This is a genomic window from Synechococcus sp. MU1642, from assembly GCF_020514115.1.
Classification (GTDB): domain Bacteria; phylum Cyanobacteriota; class Cyanobacteriia; order PCC-6307; family Cyanobiaceae; genus Parasynechococcus.
The window spans coordinates 116,712-131,893 of the sequence record NZ_VTKZ01000004.1; the positions used below are offsets into that span (position 1 = coordinate 116,712).

The 15,182-nt window shown below is 52.7% G+C and carries 13 protein-coding genes and 1 riboswitch; of the genes, 8 read left to right on the top strand and 5 right to left on the bottom strand.

Features of this window, described 5'->3' with window-relative positions:
• Positions 1-870: 870 nt before the first annotated feature.
• The 3 genes from FZZ85_RS05965 to FZZ85_RS05975 all read left to right on the top strand — a co-directional run bounded on the left by FZZ85_RS05965 (position 871) and on the right by FZZ85_RS05975 (position 2,799).
• Entirely contained in the window at positions 871-1,995 is a 1,125-nt protein-coding gene (locus tag FZZ85_RS05965; RefSeq protein ID WP_226413138.1) for a GTP-binding protein, read from the top strand.
• Positions 1,996-2,464: 469 nt separating this feature from the next.
• The gene (locus FZZ85_RS05970; protein ID WP_226413140.1) at positions 2,465-2,656 is read left to right on the top strand and encodes a hypothetical protein; all 192 of its coding nucleotides are present in this window, start codon (positions 2,465-2,467) and stop codon (positions 2,654-2,656) included.
• On the top strand, positions 2,656-2,799 hold the full coding sequence (locus tag FZZ85_RS05975) for a hypothetical protein (RefSeq protein ID WP_226413142.1): 144 nt from the start codon (positions 2,656-2,658) through the stop codon (positions 2,797-2,799). Before FZZ85_RS05970 ends, FZZ85_RS05975 begins: the two co-directional genes overlap by 1 nt.
• Positions 2,800-3,555: 756 nt before the next feature.
• Here FZZ85_RS05975 and FZZ85_RS05980 read toward each other — a convergent pair.
• Positions 3,556-4,380 carry a metal ABC transporter substrate-binding protein gene (locus tag FZZ85_RS05980; RefSeq protein WP_226413337.1) on the bottom strand — a complete coding sequence of 275 codons (825 nt, stop codon included), beginning with the start codon at positions 4,378-4,380 and terminating at the stop codon, positions 3,556-3,558.
• Between the two features lie 138 nt (positions 4,381-4,518).
• Positions 4,519-4,668: riboswitch (cobalamin riboswitch) on the top strand.
• 33 nt (positions 4,669-4,701) lie between these two features.
• Here FZZ85_RS05980 and FZZ85_RS05985 point away from each other — a divergent pair.
• Positions 4,702-5,310, top strand: coding sequence for a HupE/UreJ family protein (locus FZZ85_RS05985; protein ID WP_370631149.1), 609 nt, complete (start codon positions 4,702-4,704; stop codon positions 5,308-5,310).
• A gap of 162 nt (positions 5,311-5,472) precedes the next feature.
• On the opposite strand, the gene FZZ85_RS05990 is transcribed toward FZZ85_RS05985, so the two are convergent.
• Entirely contained in the window at positions 5,473-5,853 is a 381-nt protein-coding gene (locus FZZ85_RS05990; protein ID WP_226413146.1) for a hypothetical protein, read from the bottom strand.
• Positions 5,854-6,152: 299 nt separating this feature from the next.
• Here FZZ85_RS05990 and FZZ85_RS05995 point away from each other — a divergent pair, with 299 nt between their 5' ends.
• Positions 6,153-6,323, top strand: a complete 171-nt coding sequence (locus FZZ85_RS05995) for a hypothetical protein (protein ID WP_226413148.1) — start codon at positions 6,153-6,155, stop codon at positions 6,321-6,323.
• 1,422 nt (positions 6,324-7,745) lie between these two features.
• On the opposite strand, the gene FZZ85_RS06000 is transcribed toward FZZ85_RS05995, so the two are convergent.
• Positions 7,746-7,949, bottom strand: coding sequence for a hypothetical protein (locus FZZ85_RS06000; protein WP_226413150.1), 204 nt, complete (start codon positions 7,947-7,949; stop codon positions 7,746-7,748).
• Positions 7,950-9,681: 1,732 nt separating this feature from the next.
• On the bottom strand, positions 9,682-10,104 hold the full coding sequence (locus FZZ85_RS06005; RefSeq protein WP_226413152.1) for a glycine zipper 2TM domain-containing protein: 423 nt from the start codon (positions 10,102-10,104) through the stop codon (positions 9,682-9,684).
• A gap of 458 nt (positions 10,105-10,562) precedes the next feature.
• Between FZZ85_RS06005 and FZZ85_RS06010 the strand changes: the two genes are divergently transcribed.
• Together FZZ85_RS06010 and FZZ85_RS06015 are read left to right on the top strand one after the other, a co-directional pair.
• Positions 10,563-10,835 carry a DUF1651 domain-containing protein gene (locus FZZ85_RS06010; protein ID WP_226413339.1) on the top strand — a complete coding sequence of 91 codons (273 nt, stop codon included), beginning with the start codon at positions 10,563-10,565 and terminating at the stop codon, positions 10,833-10,835.
• A gap of 187 nt (positions 10,836-11,022) precedes the next feature.
• Positions 11,023-11,229, top strand: a complete 207-nt coding sequence (locus tag FZZ85_RS06015; protein WP_226413154.1) for a hypothetical protein — start codon at positions 11,023-11,025, stop codon at positions 11,227-11,229.
• Between the two features lie 435 nt (positions 11,230-11,664).
• Here the strand turns inward: FZZ85_RS06015 and FZZ85_RS06020 are convergent, their stop codons facing one another.
• The gene (locus FZZ85_RS06020) at positions 11,665-12,951 is read right to left on the bottom strand and encodes a tyrosine-type recombinase/integrase (protein ID WP_226413156.1); all 1,287 of its coding nucleotides are present in this window, start codon (positions 12,949-12,951) and stop codon (positions 11,665-11,667) included.
• 518 nt (positions 12,952-13,469) lie between these two features.
• Between FZZ85_RS06020 and FZZ85_RS06025 the strand changes: the two genes are divergently transcribed.
• The gene (locus tag FZZ85_RS06025; protein ID WP_226413158.1) at positions 13,470-14,927 is read left to right on the top strand and encodes a hypothetical protein; all 1,458 of its coding nucleotides are present in this window, start codon (positions 13,470-13,472) and stop codon (positions 14,925-14,927) included.
• The last annotated feature ends 255 nt before the right edge of the window (positions 14,928-15,182 follow it).

Genomic DNA, 15,182 nt, shown 5'->3' on the forward strand with positions numbered 1-15,182 from the left:
GAGTATCAATGCACTCCTAAAGCAATCTTTGCCTTGAACGTCTAACGCTCTAAGCATTAAATGAACTCAGCAAGCTGAATCACGTATCGCAGCGTCACCCACTGCAAATGAGGTGAATAAGCTCTGCCTTACGGAAGGGATCTATCGGTTAGGATGTATCTCTATATCAGTGAAGCCTGATCAAGCAAAATCCTGTCAGAAGTTATGCCGAAAGGAGGTTTTTTGGGCCGAGACGTTGCGGTTCAAAAGGCCGTTAATTTCTTCGCCATGAAACAACTGAACACGGCTCACATCAGTGCCTCGTATGGCGTCTTACGCGTCCGTGCAGCTGTGGTAATAGCCGCGATCATGGCAGTGCTTGTTTTCGTTGGCGGAGCCAACGCTTGTCATCACAACGCTGAGACAGCCGAGCAGACCTCCACCGAAGCTCCTCAGAAAGCTGACGAGAAGACTCAATTCAAAGCCTGAGCAGCTTCCAAATGGATGACCGCTTGAAGGTCGCTGTTAGTGCGGTGCTCATTGCTGCAATGTTTGTAACCGCGGCTGGCGGGAACTGGATGGTTTTCCTTGTCCTCACCTCTATGGCACTACTTGTGACCCGGGAGTTCGGCTGAGAAGTAGATGAAAAAACTCCTACTGCTAGTAGTTGTTGCGGCATCAATCTGGTCTGGAATTGCTCTGGATAGAGCGGGTTGGCGATACCGAAAGGAGCTTTGGCAATTTCAAGGAGCCACAGCTGGCTTCGTTGCTGGATACCTACTAGGACGTTCAAGGCTTTTGTGAGTTCTCAGCGCCGTCTCCAAGACAGACGTCAAACAAAAAGCTGATTGATGCGATCGCTGCCAGCATGAGTCGAGTGGGTCCTTGCGCATGACCACCGCACCAGCCAGTTCCGGCGTCCCGGTCACCATTCTCAGCGGCTTCCTCGGAGCGGGAAAAACCACGCTGCTAAACCACATCCTGAGCAATCAGCATGGGGTGAAGACCGCGGTGCTGGTGAATGAGTTCGGTGAAATCGGCATCGACAACGATCTGATCGTCACCACCGATGAAGACATGGTGGAGCTGAGCAACGGTTGCATCTGCTGCTCGATCAACGACGAGTTGATGGAGGCGGTGGAACGTGTGATTGAACGCCCAGAGCCGCTCGACTACATCATTGTCGAAACCACCGGTTTGGCCGATCCCCTGCCGGTTGCGATGACCTTCCTTGGCAGTGAGCTGCGGAGTCAAACCCGCCTGGATTCGATCATCACGTTGATCGATGCAGAAAACTTCGACGACGTCGTTCTGGACACGGAAGTTGGCCGGGCCCAGGTGATTTACAGCGACATCCTGCTGCTGAACAAATGCGACCTCGTCTCCGAAGAGCGGCTTGAGGTCGTCGAGAAACGCCTCAGAGACATCAGGAACGATGCGCGGATCCTGCGGTCGGTGAAAGGAGAGGTGCCCCTAGCCCTGTTGCTGAGCGTTGGACTGTTCGAATCCGACAAGGTGAGTTCACCCGCCACCGATCCGAGCCTGGATCACAGCGACTGCGACCACGACCATGGCCACTGCAGCCATGACCACGACCACGGTCATGACGACCATGGTCATGATCACAGCCATGGTCACGGACACCATCACCACAGCCACAACCACGGGGACCATCAAGACATCGAGGGATTCACCTCCGTGTCCTTCCAAAGTGATGGTCCCTTCTCCCTGCGCAAGTTCCAGAACTTCCTGGACAACCAAATGCCCGAAGAGGTGTTCCGAGCAAAGGGAATCCTCTGGTTCAACGAAAGCGAACACCGCCATGTGTTCCATCTGGCGGGTAATCGATTTTCTCTCGATGACACCGACTGGACCGGCGATCGCAAGAATCAATTGGTGCTGATCGGCCGAAACATCGACCACGACACAGTTAGAGAGCAACTCCAAGCGTGTGTGACAACAGATATTTCAGCTGATTCAGCAAAGCCTAAAAATGCTGCTCTAAAAATCGGTTAATCGCTGTACGTGACCGTGCACCGCCAGCGTGTTTGGAATACATAGTTGATCTCCGTGCAAGAGGTGTCAGTAACCGTCGCTCCTTCAGGCACACGGCGGTTCGCCCTGGCAGTCGCGACCTCCAGTGACTTATCTGAGGCACGTGCCTTGTGGGAGTCATGGGCATACACAACTCCTGGACTCAGCAACACCAGCGAAAGAAGCGCAGCAAGTCGCATCGGCATAGAGCCCAGTACATCAATTTGATAGCAGCTCCAGCAGGGACAGAACCTTCTGAGTTCTCAGCGACGTCTTTGGGAGCGCAAATTAATCACCGTGTTGATGGCCGCCAAAGTGACCAGACAGGTGAGGCAAAAATCCTTGTAATCCATACGTGCAATGCGAGAGCCCCGCAGATTGCCACGTTGCCCTTGCGCCGCATCGTCCCCAAGGCCTGAGTTGCACCGATAGGGTCTCTTGGCTCTTAGGCATGCCTCTCGTGAACCGTCATCCGAACATTGCCTTCTTCGGTGGCACCGTGGTCATCGCGATCATGGTTATGGCTGCCTTCGCCAACGTCGCCAACGCTGGCGGTTGCTCCTACACCAAGTCCAAATCAACCGAAGCAACAACTGAAGAGATCAAAGGCACACCCGACCAAAAGTCTGAGGTTGAAGCCTGATGACCGACTATTCATCAGCTATCACTGCGCTCGTCATCGTCACCGTGGTGATCTCAGCGGCAGTCGTTTACGTACTGGCTCAGCCCACTGACCTGCCGAGATACAAGGAGAACGATCCGAGATCTAAGGAGGAAGACCGCTGAACGTCGATCACGCCACTTGCCGTCCCAGCTTGAGGAGGTGTCGGCGCCCCGCTGCCGCAGCCAGCTTTTCGTCTTCTATTTCCGCCCGCAGAAACCGTTTTCTCTGGGCTGACTCGTAACCACTCAGATCTGTCTGTTTTTTGGAATGTGGTTTGGGCTTCGGTTTGTCCAAACCCATCAGCAGGGGTGGATTCCTCTTCGGCTCATTGAACTCTTCTGATATGTGGTTTTCGCGTAGTGATCTGCCTGACCCAGCCGCGTCATTACGAGTATCTTGGCATTGGGCAAGGATTGCGGTGTAGGGGACGACATTTGCACTAAAACGTCGATCACGTTGGACGTTGAGTTGCCTAACGCCACAGGTAAGACATCACGCCGACGTAGCAGAAGGTGATGGGCTTAGCGTATGAGGCGGGGTGACGCCAAAGCAGCAAACCGTGTCGTCGGAATTACCTTCTTTGAGGGTGATTAAGTAACTCAAAGTTGGTATCAAGCGGTAAAGTCACTCCACCGCAGTGGATTTACATAACTCATTCTGGAACCACATGAAACGCAATGCTGGATATTCCGATTGCCTTTAGGTTTTTCCTATGGCATTCGCGGGGGGCAATCGTTGCAACTGTGGCTAACTCCAAAAAAGACTTTGCCTTGCTCGCGGGCACCTTCCTCTTAGGGCTTGGAGCCTTAGAAGCAGTCCTTAATTTCTTCGGCATCTAGGCCCTCCAAGTTGCAGAAAAAGATGGGCTGGGGAAAGACTCAGTTGCCCACTGTTTCGTCTGCTGACAATCCCCTAATCAACAGTTCGACGTTGTGACGCTGCAGCTTCAGCAGTGATGGAGCCGGTCCATCTTCAGTTGAGAGAGAGTCCACATAGAAGGTCCCTCCGAAACGAGCACCGGATTCGGCTGCGACCTGTCTCTGATTTTTGTCGCTCACTGTGCTTTCACAGAAGATCGCTGGGATCTGACGTTCGCGCACGGTGTTGATCAAACGCGCCATGCGTTTTGGTGTGACCTGGCTTTCAGCATTTACAGGCCATAGGTAAGCCTCATCAAGGCCGTAATCGCTGGCTAGATATGTGAAGGCTCCTTCGCAACTCACCAACACCCGGCGCTTTTTGGGAAGCGTTGAGAGTGCGGCCCGCAACTCCTGGTCGAGCCGATTCAGTTTCTGCTTGTAGGAGGAGGCGTTGGTAAGGAATTCATCAGCTCCTGCAGGATCCAGCTCACGGAATGCTTGCTCGAGGCGATCCACGTAGTCCATCGTGCGCTGGGGTGACATCCAGGCATGGGGGTTGGGCTTACCGGCGTAAGCGTCTTCTTCGATTAGCAGAGGCTCCATGCCCTCGGAGAGGGTCAGGGTGGGTATGTCGCCGCCGGCGCTGGCGGTGAATTTCCTCGCCCAGAGTTCCAGCCCCAGCCCGTTCTCAACGATCAGATCGGCTCCACTGGCCCGTTCGATATCACTAGGCGTCGGCTGGTAGCCGTGAATTTCTGACCCTGGCTTCACGATTGATCGAACGGTCAGGCGATCCCCTGCCACATTCCTGGCAAGGTCTGCCAGCACCGTGAAGGTGGTCAGAACAACAGGCTTGGCGGGGCTGACGTTGTCTTGTCTGACTTGCCTGCATCCACTGCTGAAAACTGCAAGAACTGTGAGGAAGAGCCCGGCGGCGAGGCGTTTCAACAATTGACTAAGGACTTGCGGGCAAATCTCGCATCCGTAGCGTTCGGTTCTGGTTTCAGCAGGGGTCAGCCGCTGAAGGAAACGGGGAAAGAGCAGTGAGAATCTGCCGCTGTCCCGCAGCTGTGAAACGTCGGCTCTTCGCCTTCGTCAGTCAGAACGCCCGCCAGGATTCCAAACGACGCGGATCGTATGAGCGCACTTTCGAAAGCCAGCCCCATGCTGAGGGCTGGTGTGATCTCCACAGCAGGATTGGTCGGCTTTTCCCTGTTCAGTCCTGCTCATGCCCATCATCCCTTCGGGATGGGAGACAGCACAGATCTATCTGCTCTGCAGGGATTCTTGAGTGGCATTGGCCACCCGCTGCTCGGTCCCGACCATTTGCTGTTTCTGCTGGCGATCGCCTTGATCGGCCTACCTCGACCTCGCACATGGGTACTCCCCTTGCTGGCTGCTGGCCTAGGGGGGAGTGTTCTGTCGCAGTTCATCCCCCTGCCGGATGCCGTGGCTCCCTGGGCTGAGGCGCTGGTGTCTCTCACCCTTGCAGCAGAGGGTCTGATGGCTCTTTTCGCCATCCCTTCCTCTCTTTTATTGCCGCTAGTGGCCCTACACGGTTTCCTGTTGGGCAGCACCATTGTTGGAGCGGAACCTACACCGCTGTTCACCTATTTCTTGGGTCTGCTTATCGGGCAAGGTGCCCTGCTGCTGGTGGTGACCAGCTGGTCCCAGTCTCTGCTTGAGCGCATCGGTGCCCAGGGCCAACGGCTTGGTGCTGGTATCTGGATGGGCATCGGCCTGGCATTTGCCTGGGTGGCTCTGATCGACTGATCACGAGCACGTCGTTCACAACTTCTCGCCCCAGAGATCCCCTCTGGGGTTTTTCTTTCCTGTACAAGCGAGCCAAGCCTTCGTCCTCTCGGGGAGAGCGTCCTTTCTCATTTGCTTGATCCAGTACTGCCACATCTCATCGCCTAAAAGCAGATAAATCAATCAGCGCCGGTAGTGGTGGTTCGAGTGACCGCGAAATCCTTTCTGGTCAGCCCCCAAAGCCATCATTCGATTCAACGCAGTAATGGCACCGACTGCCGCTGAAAACTGTCCTGCATTTTCTGCCTTACGGGCGATGCGCTCTAGCCGTCCCACCTGCTGGAAAAGCAAGTCCCGCTGGTCGATCTCCTCAGATCCATAGCAAGCATCCAACCAGTCCTTGTGGGCCGCAGCGACGACATCACGAGCCTGTCTGCGGGAGCACCCCCATGTTTCGGCAGTAAAGGCGGTTAATTCGCTGAGACCCATTCCGGCGTCTATCTGTCGCACCGCCCACTCATGGCGTTGTTTCTTCTCTCCCTTGGTGACTCTCTTCCGGGTCATGGCTACCTACAGGGCAGTGACTGATTGGTGTTGGAGTGAGTTGGAGTGCTCCTGCCTGGGTCGGGTTTAGCGATGGCAAGTACAGCGAACTGATCCAGTGGAAGGCTGTGGGAGTTACTAGACGCGAAAAGAGGCGTGGTGGCTAATACACCGTCAAGCAAGCGATAGAAGCCATTCATGAAGCGTTCCACCGTTGCAGCGGTTCTGACCCTTGCGACGGTTCCACGCTCGATCCAGAGCTGCTTGGCACCTACAGCAATGAGCGAAGTAAGGAGAGGGGTGCTGCTTACAAGCAGGAGATGGCGATTTTGCCGACCGTTGATCACGTCACAGCAGAGCCGGTCCCTGACTTTGAAATCGTCATCTGGCAGACCAATGACGCCAAAGGAGACATGCCTCCTGAGGAGTTCATCGCTTACTGCCGCAGAGTTGTTCAGGTCGCAGATCAACAAGGATCAGATCGACGTTGATCAATTTTTACTGTGATCGCGGCCTGATCGGTGCCTGGCAGTAGGACAAATCTGCGCACCTTTCTGCGCACATGTTTTGTATTAATTAGGCGTTAGCCCAGTACGGGCAGTGGGTTTCGGCCTCAAAAATACCTCTATGGCATGCAGGGGGTCAGGAGTTCGAGTCTCCTTGGCTCCATTCTTTAAAAAGTCAGTCCAACACTGGCATTTTATTGGCGGTCCACACGGGCCGCTTTTTGATGCCAAAACGCTGAATATCACTTTTGATGCGCAAAATACTGAGGGGGCGGCTAATTCGTTCTGGTTACGGGTTCAGTGCCCTCGGATAGCCTTAGAAAGGGCTCATTGCTGGTATGAGCATTTATCTAAGTAATACAAGAGACGAATTGTCGTTCAGTTGGTCGGGGAGCATGAGTGATAGGCAGTATTTACTGACCTAAGGAATAATGTTTCAACTAAAATTACGCCAAGTAGCCATTGGTCTAGTAGTAGCAGGAGGCCAGTTGCAATTGCTCGTGCTTCAAGAGATTATCCCGATGGAAATACTTGGGGTCTATCGCTAGATGGAGAATATCTGGGGATAATTTGGAAGCAGCCGAACGATGCTTGGCAGCAGAGGCATTATGAATCTGGAAATGCTGGAAACTACTATTCTGGTGGCTTGAGTAGCACACTTCATCCTTACTACGTAGTTGGCGAGGACTATTTTCAATATGATTTGAACAGAAATGGCAAGATTGATGATCACTCTTTTTTGTTCTATAAATAATACCAACGCTGTAGAAAGTAAGTCTGCAATTTTTCAGATAACTAGGTATTCGAGACTTGCTTGGGATGTAAAAGTTTTTCTTGTGCCTCCAAGTGTGGATATCATTTCAGGCGCAAAAGGGGCCAAGATGGAGAGGATCTTGAGTCGTTTAGTAAAACATTCTCTTTTGGACATGGTGAGACTTCTAAGACGGTTGTAATACCCACGATTGATGATTCCAGCCGAGAGGGTGACGAGCGAATTTCTTTATGGATGTCACCGGTAAATCACTCTTTTGTTGAAACAAAAAACCCACGGTACAGTGGCACATTAACGATAAAAGACGACGACGCCTTGCGTCCTTCTTACTATTCGTTGAGAACGATTGGTGATGTAGCTGAAAGCGTGAACGGTTGCAAGATTTTGCTCCAGACAAGTGGAGCCGTTGGTTGCAAGAAATATGGCTCCGCTGCACCGAGCAGATGAGCCCCGTCCCGATGCCTCAGTCGAAACCGTTCTGACTACGGCTATGTCGCCTCACCTACTACCGAATCGCAGACAGTCTTATCCATCGTGCATGGACCAGATCACCCGAGCCACACCTACCAACCTCTTGTGGGGAGTTTCTCTGTTGAGGTCATAGCTCTGTCGGCTTTGCCATACCGGATAGGAGTTCAGTCAACGAGTTCAGTGTCTTTGCGGACAAACCAGTCGGTCTCATCCGCGAATTCTTTGTCGATGCGGTGCCGAGTCTCGACGACTTGGCGGCGTTGTGCCCACAATTCACTTACGAACTTGGCGAGTCGTTCCCGGTGATCGCCAGGCTGCATGGCTACCAAGGGATCCTGTTCCGTTATTTCTGGATATCCAGAGGTCATCTAGATCGGGATGGTTGAACTCAACCCACAGCCAGATCTTTGGTTGTAGGCCATTCCCCAAAAAGAAACCCCGGAGGTGTCTCCGAGGTCGCTCATCCTTTCGGTTGATCCCCATCACCCGACCGGACTGGACAAAACTAGCCTCGTTGGACTCAGAAGCGCCAACAAATCCATATTCCGGACATAGTGCGGTGAAGTTCTGTACCGACTCTTAAGACACCACATGTGGGGCTAGGCAGTGGCTTAGAGCTGGGCCATATTGTCAGTTCCCCCATCACCCGGCCCGATGTGCGTGTCACAGCGGGTTTTTTTATGCCTTGAACCACTAGCAGTAGTGCTTTTGAGGTGCTTTGAGGCTCGAAGCTGCAGTTAGCGCTACTTGGTATGTGGATAACGCGAGGCAAAAGGAAACCCCCGCCGAAGGCAGGGGCTCCAAAACGTCTCTCGGGAATGTGACCTTGTTTCCACCCCGTGAGGCGTTTTCCCTCACCTCATCACTATCCGCACCCAACTGGCACAGTGACAGTTGTGGGTGGACGGCTTGTGGCTTGTCCTTAGCCAGCTTCTTGAGCCCAGCCCATCACCCTCTGCTGTGTCGGCGTGATGTCTTGACTGTGGCATTGGGGTAACTCAACATCCAACGTGGTCACGTTTTAGTGCAAATGTCGTCCCCTACACCGCAAATTCGTCCCACATAGGGATATTTATTTCACGCGGCTGGGTCAGGTAGACCACTACGCGACAACCACATATCAATCTAGTTCAATGAGCCGAAGAGGAATCCACCCGCTGCTGATGGGTTTGGACAAACCGAAGCCCAAACCACATTTCTCAAAACAGACAGATCTGAGTGGTTACGAGTCAGCCCAGAGAAAACGGTTTCTGCGGGCGGAAATAGAAGAGGAAAAGCTGGCTGCGGCAGCGGGGCGCCGACATCTCCTCAACCTGGAACGCCAAGTGGCGTGATCGACGTCTGAAGTCTTTTGGCCACGGGCTGGTAGGCGTCTCGTCGGTAGTCCGCGATACCACTGAACAGACGTTCACGGAAGATTTTCTGGAAACTAAAACCTGTCCAAAAAGTTGCTGCAAACTCCGGCGTTAGCCCCCATATTTGGTGTCCAGGCAGCAGACGCGTATCACGTGTCACTGTCCAGGCAGCATCGGGAGAGCGACCCGGTAGCTGGCAGATACAGCCCCCATGGCAAGAGCGATTGTCATGGGGAGCTTTCTGCGCATTTCAGATCTCTGAAAAGAGTTGGTGCATTCTCACTAAAGCTGTGTATTGCAACGAACTTGTTTGCAGCGGATACCGCATCTCTCGCGGACAACGCCGTTCTCCTTGCGGTTTCGTGGCCTCACATCATTGATTCGGTTAGTGGCTGTTAGTCAGCCCAACCGATAGAAGGGGCTGTCAGTGTCAGACCCTTGGGCCGCCCAACGTGTTCGACGTTCAGCGGTCGTCCTCAAAGATCCCGGATCGTTCTCTTTGTATCCCGGAAGATCAGTGGGCTGAGCCAGGACGTAAACGACTGCCGCAGATATAACCACGGTGACGATGACGAGCGCAGTGATGGCTGATGAATAGTCGGCGATCAGGCTTCAACCTCAGCTTTTTTATCGCCTGTGCCTCGCTTTGACCTTTAAGGCACGCTTGTTGCGCCATACGGCGAGATAACCGCCGAGCCCTAAGCCAACTAGCAGGAGTAGTGGGCTCATGCGTGTTCAGAGAGCATTAACCACCATCTACCTGACAGCCGACCACCGCTCCTGCCGCAGCCCCAACCGGGACTCCCACCCAACGGCCTTCTTTTCTGGATAATGCCGCTCCAAGACCAGCTCCAAGCAGTCCACCAATCACACTGCCCTGACTGCAGTCGTTGTTGTCGACATCAGCCGTTTGGTGTTTTTGTGTAGAGGATCGAGACGGCGTGTCAGAACAAGCTATCTCTACCTTTTCAGTCCAGTTACGTACGTATCCGGGCCTGTCTTTTGTGCCAGGGATGTATTCCTCCCTGTATTCGTCCCGAAAGCACTGAGTGGTGTGCGAATAACCAGGCTGCGAGACCGTTTGAGCTTTGGCTCCTGCAAGGCCAATGCATGGCACTGTCGCGGTGCCAATCAGAAGGGATGCAAGAGCAGCCTTAAGCGCAGGCATCAAGTTCGTTCCATTTCCTGAACGTTATCCCCCTTCATGAGTCGAACCCAGTTCATTTGACGGATATGTAGTGCTGAAGTCATGGAATGTGAAGAAGATGACTGAAGACAGCAATCGCAAGAGTTTCTTCCTGGCCTTGAGGACTCGCCTGGAATGCAAGAAACCTTGAGCTACGCCTCCCTGTCGTCTAGATAGGCCTGTGGCACTGAAGAATTGCAGCGTTGGTGAGCCAATGACTTGTAGGCGCTCTTCTCAACTCTGTTCAAGGACCTCCACTTCGCTTGGTCCAACCACTCTCTTAGCGCTGTATCTACACAGTTTTTGTAACCTTCATCTGGATCAAATCTCTCCCAAGCTCTAACAGGGTTTGCCGAAACCAGCAGAGGGGTGAGCAGCAGCAGTAGCCATTTCATCGCATAAGGCTCGGTATCTCACTCAGTTTGGCTAGGAGCTTGGATATGCCCAACAAAGACCGCAGCTTTCACGAGGCGCCACAGAAGGCCGGTGGTGAAGGGTGGCTGTATTCCGAGCAGCAGCAGCAGCTCTGTCACTTCAAGCCCGACACGGCGACGGTTCACGCGCAGTGGGTAGCCATCAGGACGTACAGCTACGTTCCGCCCCGCCCGCCTGAGCCGATCACTCGTAGGCGGATGCTGCGGCACAACGCGATTGAGGCTTGGCAGACCATGCAGAAGACGGGTTGGAGGCCCTGCCCCCCGCCTGTTCGCTGAAAGCAATCGTTTTTCGCTAAGTCAAGCGAACCCAGCAGTTTGCCGCTGACATGGGTCCGCGTCCCGCCCGGAGCCCTCCAGAACGGGACACATCTCAAATACGCCAGTGACACCAGTCGATTCAGCGTGAATTGATACCAACTTCGGTATTTTGTTACTGATAGAAAAAAGGGGTCAGAGTGGCGCCATGAGCAACACCAATGATCCGAACGCATGGCATCTGGGTCTGCGTCAGCCAATGGGGGGTGACCCTCTAAATGAACCCGTCATGGCGGCGATATACGGCTACAAGTTCAATGGCGAGTTATGGCGACTCAATGACCAGGGCTATCCAGAGCCTTTGTTAGAACCCATGCTCGGCCGGTGGGAACAACTGCACTATCCCGAGGGGTAGACCTCAAAATGGTTACCCCCGCCTGTGCGCTGATTATTCGCAGCAGCCGCATTGTTGCAGGGGAACCACTGTTACCCCGCTAACGACATTTGAATCCATAAGCACCTGTCCTTGAACTCCGCCACTGGGGTCTTCAGCTAGTTCCACAGCAAGCCCAACTAGCTCCTGTCCGTTGGCTTTCGTGTAGTTCAACAGCTCCACGCGTTGGAGTTCTTTGGGAGTGGACACAGGCAATAAAGCGATTTTGAGAGCTTTTTAACGCTGATCTGACTCCCCGCATCGCCTCAAGAAGTCAGTGGTGTTATCAGCGCCCAATTGTCATTGGAGAAACCATTGGAAGGAGGCTGCAGGAACCCTCCGAAGACAACATCACCCCTGAAGGGGTTATGTGCCGTTCAGATGAGGCGATGGCAGTGACCAAATGAGCCGCGACTACTACTGCTGTTGCTGCATCTGCTGCTGACGCTTGGTCAGCGATGCGGTGAGCTTGGCGTTGGCTGCACCAAAGGCAGCATCGAGGCCAGCCTCATCAGTCCACTGGCCGTAGTGCTTCATGTGAGTGCGCACGTCGTGGCCCATGGATGCAGCGAGTTGTCTGAGAGGTATGCCGGCAAGGGCTCCGCGGTAGGCGTAGCCATGCCGAAGGCTGTAAGGGGAGAGCCCAGGATTGGCCTTCACCAGCGCAGCCCAATAGGGATGGCGATCGAGGTATTGCCGGAAGGTGTGCCCGCAGGTTTTGAAGTCTTGAGCGTTCAGGATCCCGACCGGCAGCTTGACCAGCCCGCTGCTGAGCTGAGCCAGAGCCTGACCTGCTGCACCTGCGAGTTCTGAAATCTCCAGTGGGTAGGCAATGCGATCGGGCTTGGGAGCCTTTGCTGTTGCTCGGTTGCGTTTGACGTTGCCGACCTTGAGCTTCCCGTCCTCCACACGCATTGCTTTCAGCTCTGCTGGACGTAGACCGAACAGCCCCACAAGGGTGACGGCGAGGCGTAGCTCCGGCTTCTGGTAAAGGCTGTCGATCAAGCCAAAGAGCTGCTCAGGCTTAACCGGGACTTTGTCCTCTTTCCTCGTCTCCGCCAGGCCGATTAGGTCTTGGAGATCGTCACCTTCCAGTGGGAGGTACGACGCTTCTGCACCGCACTTTTTGACCGCAAAGCGCAGGAAGCGTGAAACATCGAGCAGGGTGCGCTTGCGTCCGACGCCACCCAGCTTGAGGTCTGCCAGGTGCTGGCTTGTGTAGTTCCGCATGACACCTGGCCCATCATTCGCAGCCCCGCGCCCTTTGGCGCAGATCAGCTCGATGGTGCGTTCAATGCGACTGCGTTCCTCGCGGTCGTAGGTCGCAGCTTTGACCTGTCCTGTGCTGACGCGGCTGGCCTCATATCGCTTCGCCACTTCCTGCCAGTTCACCGAGCCGCCAGCACCCTTCTCAGGCGCTTTGCTCGTCAGCTCATAAGCGGCGTAGAGCCCCAAGTTGAGGTCAGCCATCTTTTCGATCAGCTCACCGATCAACACCTGGAGTGCTGTGCCGCTGCTGGGTGCAAAGGCGATGTTGGTGCAGATGGTGGGGCGCTTGGCTGCCTTGCCCTGAGCGTCACGTCGCGGGCCTTCGATTTTCTGGACTTTGAAGTTCCCTGATTGCTCTTCAAGCACCCACCCCTGGCCATAGGTGCGGCGCACCGTTGAGCGGAGGTCTTTCAGCCAACGGGCCGCTTTGGCCATGAGCGCCTGATGGGCATGCAGGTGCTCATTCTCTCCGATTTAGTGTGTTTTTCTAGTGTGTTTTCTGCATGAACTTGCTACGACATGTCCCTGCAACACTCGGAGCTGATCTGTCCAAGCCAGTAATAGCAATAGATTTAACCTGATAGTCGCAGGGTTCTCAGAGATTTGCTGAGACGCTTAGCATGCAGGGGGTCAGGAGTTCGAGTCTCCTTGGCTCCATTCACAAGCAAAGTCAGTTCAGGACTGACATTTGAGCGGTCCATAAGGGCCGCTTTTTAGTACAAAACAGCTAAATATCATTTTTTGTGCGCCAAATAGCCTTAGAGGGCGGCATGAATATACTCATCAGCCGTTGATTCATTACGACTTCCAAGTTCCTGATCGTAATTTTATGTTAGATGTTTCTATTCAGCTTGGCTTTTAGGAGAATTAGGTAGTTCGTGAGCTAAGTTGACCTCATTCACTCAAACTGCATTGACAGTTGTTCTCGCGTTTCCCAATAAGTCACTTTAATTATGAAAGTCAAGACAAATAGTAACAAGGAATCAGCCAAGTTTGGATTTGGTGCGAAACCTGGTTGGCTGTTCTTGGTAATAGCTATTTGCGTTGCCTTTGGCTTACGGGCATTACTTTTGGTTGATGCCTCAACTCTTTGGGGTGATGAGCTTTATACTGTAGGGAAGAGCTTTCTTCCAAGCTTTAGAGGAATGCTTGGTAATTTAAAGGGGGATATGCATCCTCCTTTTTACGACATCTTGCTCTGGCTATGGGGCCGTTTGTTAGGCCAAAGCCCAGTCACCCTTCGTTTATTGTCATGGCTGACTTACTTGGCAGCAGGCTTCATCATGGTTCGCCAAGCGTCAGTTCTTGGTGGTGCACGCCCCAAGGTGATCGCTATCGCAATGATTTTTGCTTTCTGCAGTCCATATCCGCTTCGTTTTGCGATTGAGGGTAGGAGTTATTCACTGCTTGTTCTTTTGATTACGCTTCTTTGGTGGTGGCGTAATGCAGAAAATCGATTGTTTTACGGAGTTGCTGCTTGTCTCACCGGACTTACGCACTTTTATGGAATAGCTATTGTGCTGGCAGTTGCTACCTGGGATTGTTGGCAGCGACGATGGAATTTTGCGGCTGCTGCTTTGCTTGGCGCCATCCCCGGCTTGGCATATATTTGCTACGCATTTGATCATCTCAGTACATCTACACAAGCATCGTGGATTCCCCGGCCAAATTATGGCTTATTTGAAGAAATCCTGGCTCGTGGTATTGGTATTTGGCCAATTCCAAAGTTGGCAATCTTTCTGCTTTTGATTATTGTCTTGAGGCGCTATGGAGGTTTGAAAAGTTATCGATGGCCTCAATTGTCTTTGCTCGACCGAAGTGGTGTGATGCCGTCCTTATTAATGGTTTTCGGGGTTGTTGTTATTTCTTTTGCTAAGCCGATTGCCTTTAGTAGATATTTTGTTGTGCTTACACCTGCTGTAGTTCCTTTTTTGGCTACTCAGTTGGGTGGTTGGGAACTTAATCGTTTTGGTCGTTCCTGTTTTCTTTTGGTGTTAGGACTTTTATTAGTTAGTTGGTGGGGACCCGGATTTGCCGAAATAGATACTGGTGTTAGCGGTATACGCGAGTCCGATCAATTTCGTTCGGTTAGTCAGCGCACAAGTGGCTTGATAAATCGATACAGTCCTCGTGCACGGATGTTTAATCTCAGTGATCGCATGGAACTATCAATGGGGCGTATTCCATTCAATCCGGATCCGTGGGGCAACTATTCAGACTTAAAAAGTCTTCTTGATAAGTCATCGCTACCGAAGGAACTGTGGCTTGCTAACAGTGGTACAACAGCGATTAGTCAGCTAAATGCCCTGCAGTCATTCCAGGTTCAGGTTGAAAGCGTTGGTTTTACTTGCCAGGATCGATCAGCTGACCTAACCCGTGCACGAGTCCTGCAATGTGAATACATTCCATAGGTAGATATTGTACTGTTTCTACAATGATCTTTTTTAGAATATCAGACCCATGTATTGGTTATTACTGTTTTTAGCCGTTTCAGTCATCAATTCAAAATATAGTAAATATTGGTGGTATTTCTGAACCTATATTTCCGGCCTGTGGTTTATAGGGTTCTTCGAGAGAAATATTTTTTAAGTTTATGCTGTATTATATTCATCGGCGTTAAGTTTTCAGGCCAAGATTTCGGGGTTTGGCTGACAAGGTATTAAGCG

Excerpts from the sequence above, each read along its gene's own strand:
- FZZ85_RS05965 (WP_226413138.1), top strand. The coding sequence starts at position 871 with ATGACCACCGCACCAGCCAGTTCCGGCGTCCCGGTCACCATTCTCAGC.
- FZZ85_RS05970 (WP_226413140.1), top strand. The coding sequence starts at position 2,465 with ATGCCTCTCGTGAACCGTCATCCGAACATTGCCTTCTTCGGTGGCACC.
- FZZ85_RS05975 (WP_226413142.1), top strand. The coding sequence starts at position 2,656 with ATGACCGACTATTCATCAGCTATCACTGCGCTCGTCATCGTCACCGTG.
- FZZ85_RS05985 (WP_370631149.1), top strand. The coding sequence starts at position 4,702 with ATGCTGAGGGCTGGTGTGATCTCCACAGCAGGATTGGTCGGCTTTTCC.
- FZZ85_RS05990 (WP_226413146.1), bottom strand. The coding sequence starts at position 5,853 with ATGACCCGGAAGAGAGTCACCAAGGGAGAGAAGAAACAACGCCATGAG.
- FZZ85_RS05995 (WP_226413148.1), top strand. The coding sequence starts at position 6,153 with ATGGCGATTTTGCCGACCGTTGATCACGTCACAGCAGAGCCGGTCCCT.
- FZZ85_RS06000 (WP_226413150.1), bottom strand. The coding sequence starts at position 7,949 with ATGACCTCTGGATATCCAGAAATAACGGAACAGGATCCCTTGGTAGCC.
- FZZ85_RS06005 (WP_226413152.1), bottom strand. The coding sequence starts at position 10,104 with ATGCCTGCGCTTAAGGCTGCTCTTGCATCCCTTCTGATTGGCACCGCG.
- FZZ85_RS06010 (WP_226413339.1), top strand. The coding sequence starts at position 10,563 with ATGCCCAACAAAGACCGCAGCTTTCACGAGGCGCCACAGAAGGCCGGT.
- FZZ85_RS06015 (WP_226413154.1), top strand. The coding sequence starts at position 11,023 with ATGAGCAACACCAATGATCCGAACGCATGGCATCTGGGTCTGCGTCAG.
- FZZ85_RS06020 (WP_226413156.1), bottom strand. The coding sequence starts at position 12,951 with ATGGCCAAAGCGGCCCGTTGGCTGAAAGACCTCCGCTCAACGGTGCGC.
- FZZ85_RS06025 (WP_226413158.1), top strand. The coding sequence starts at position 13,470 with ATGAAAGTCAAGACAAATAGTAACAAGGAATCAGCCAAGTTTGGATTT.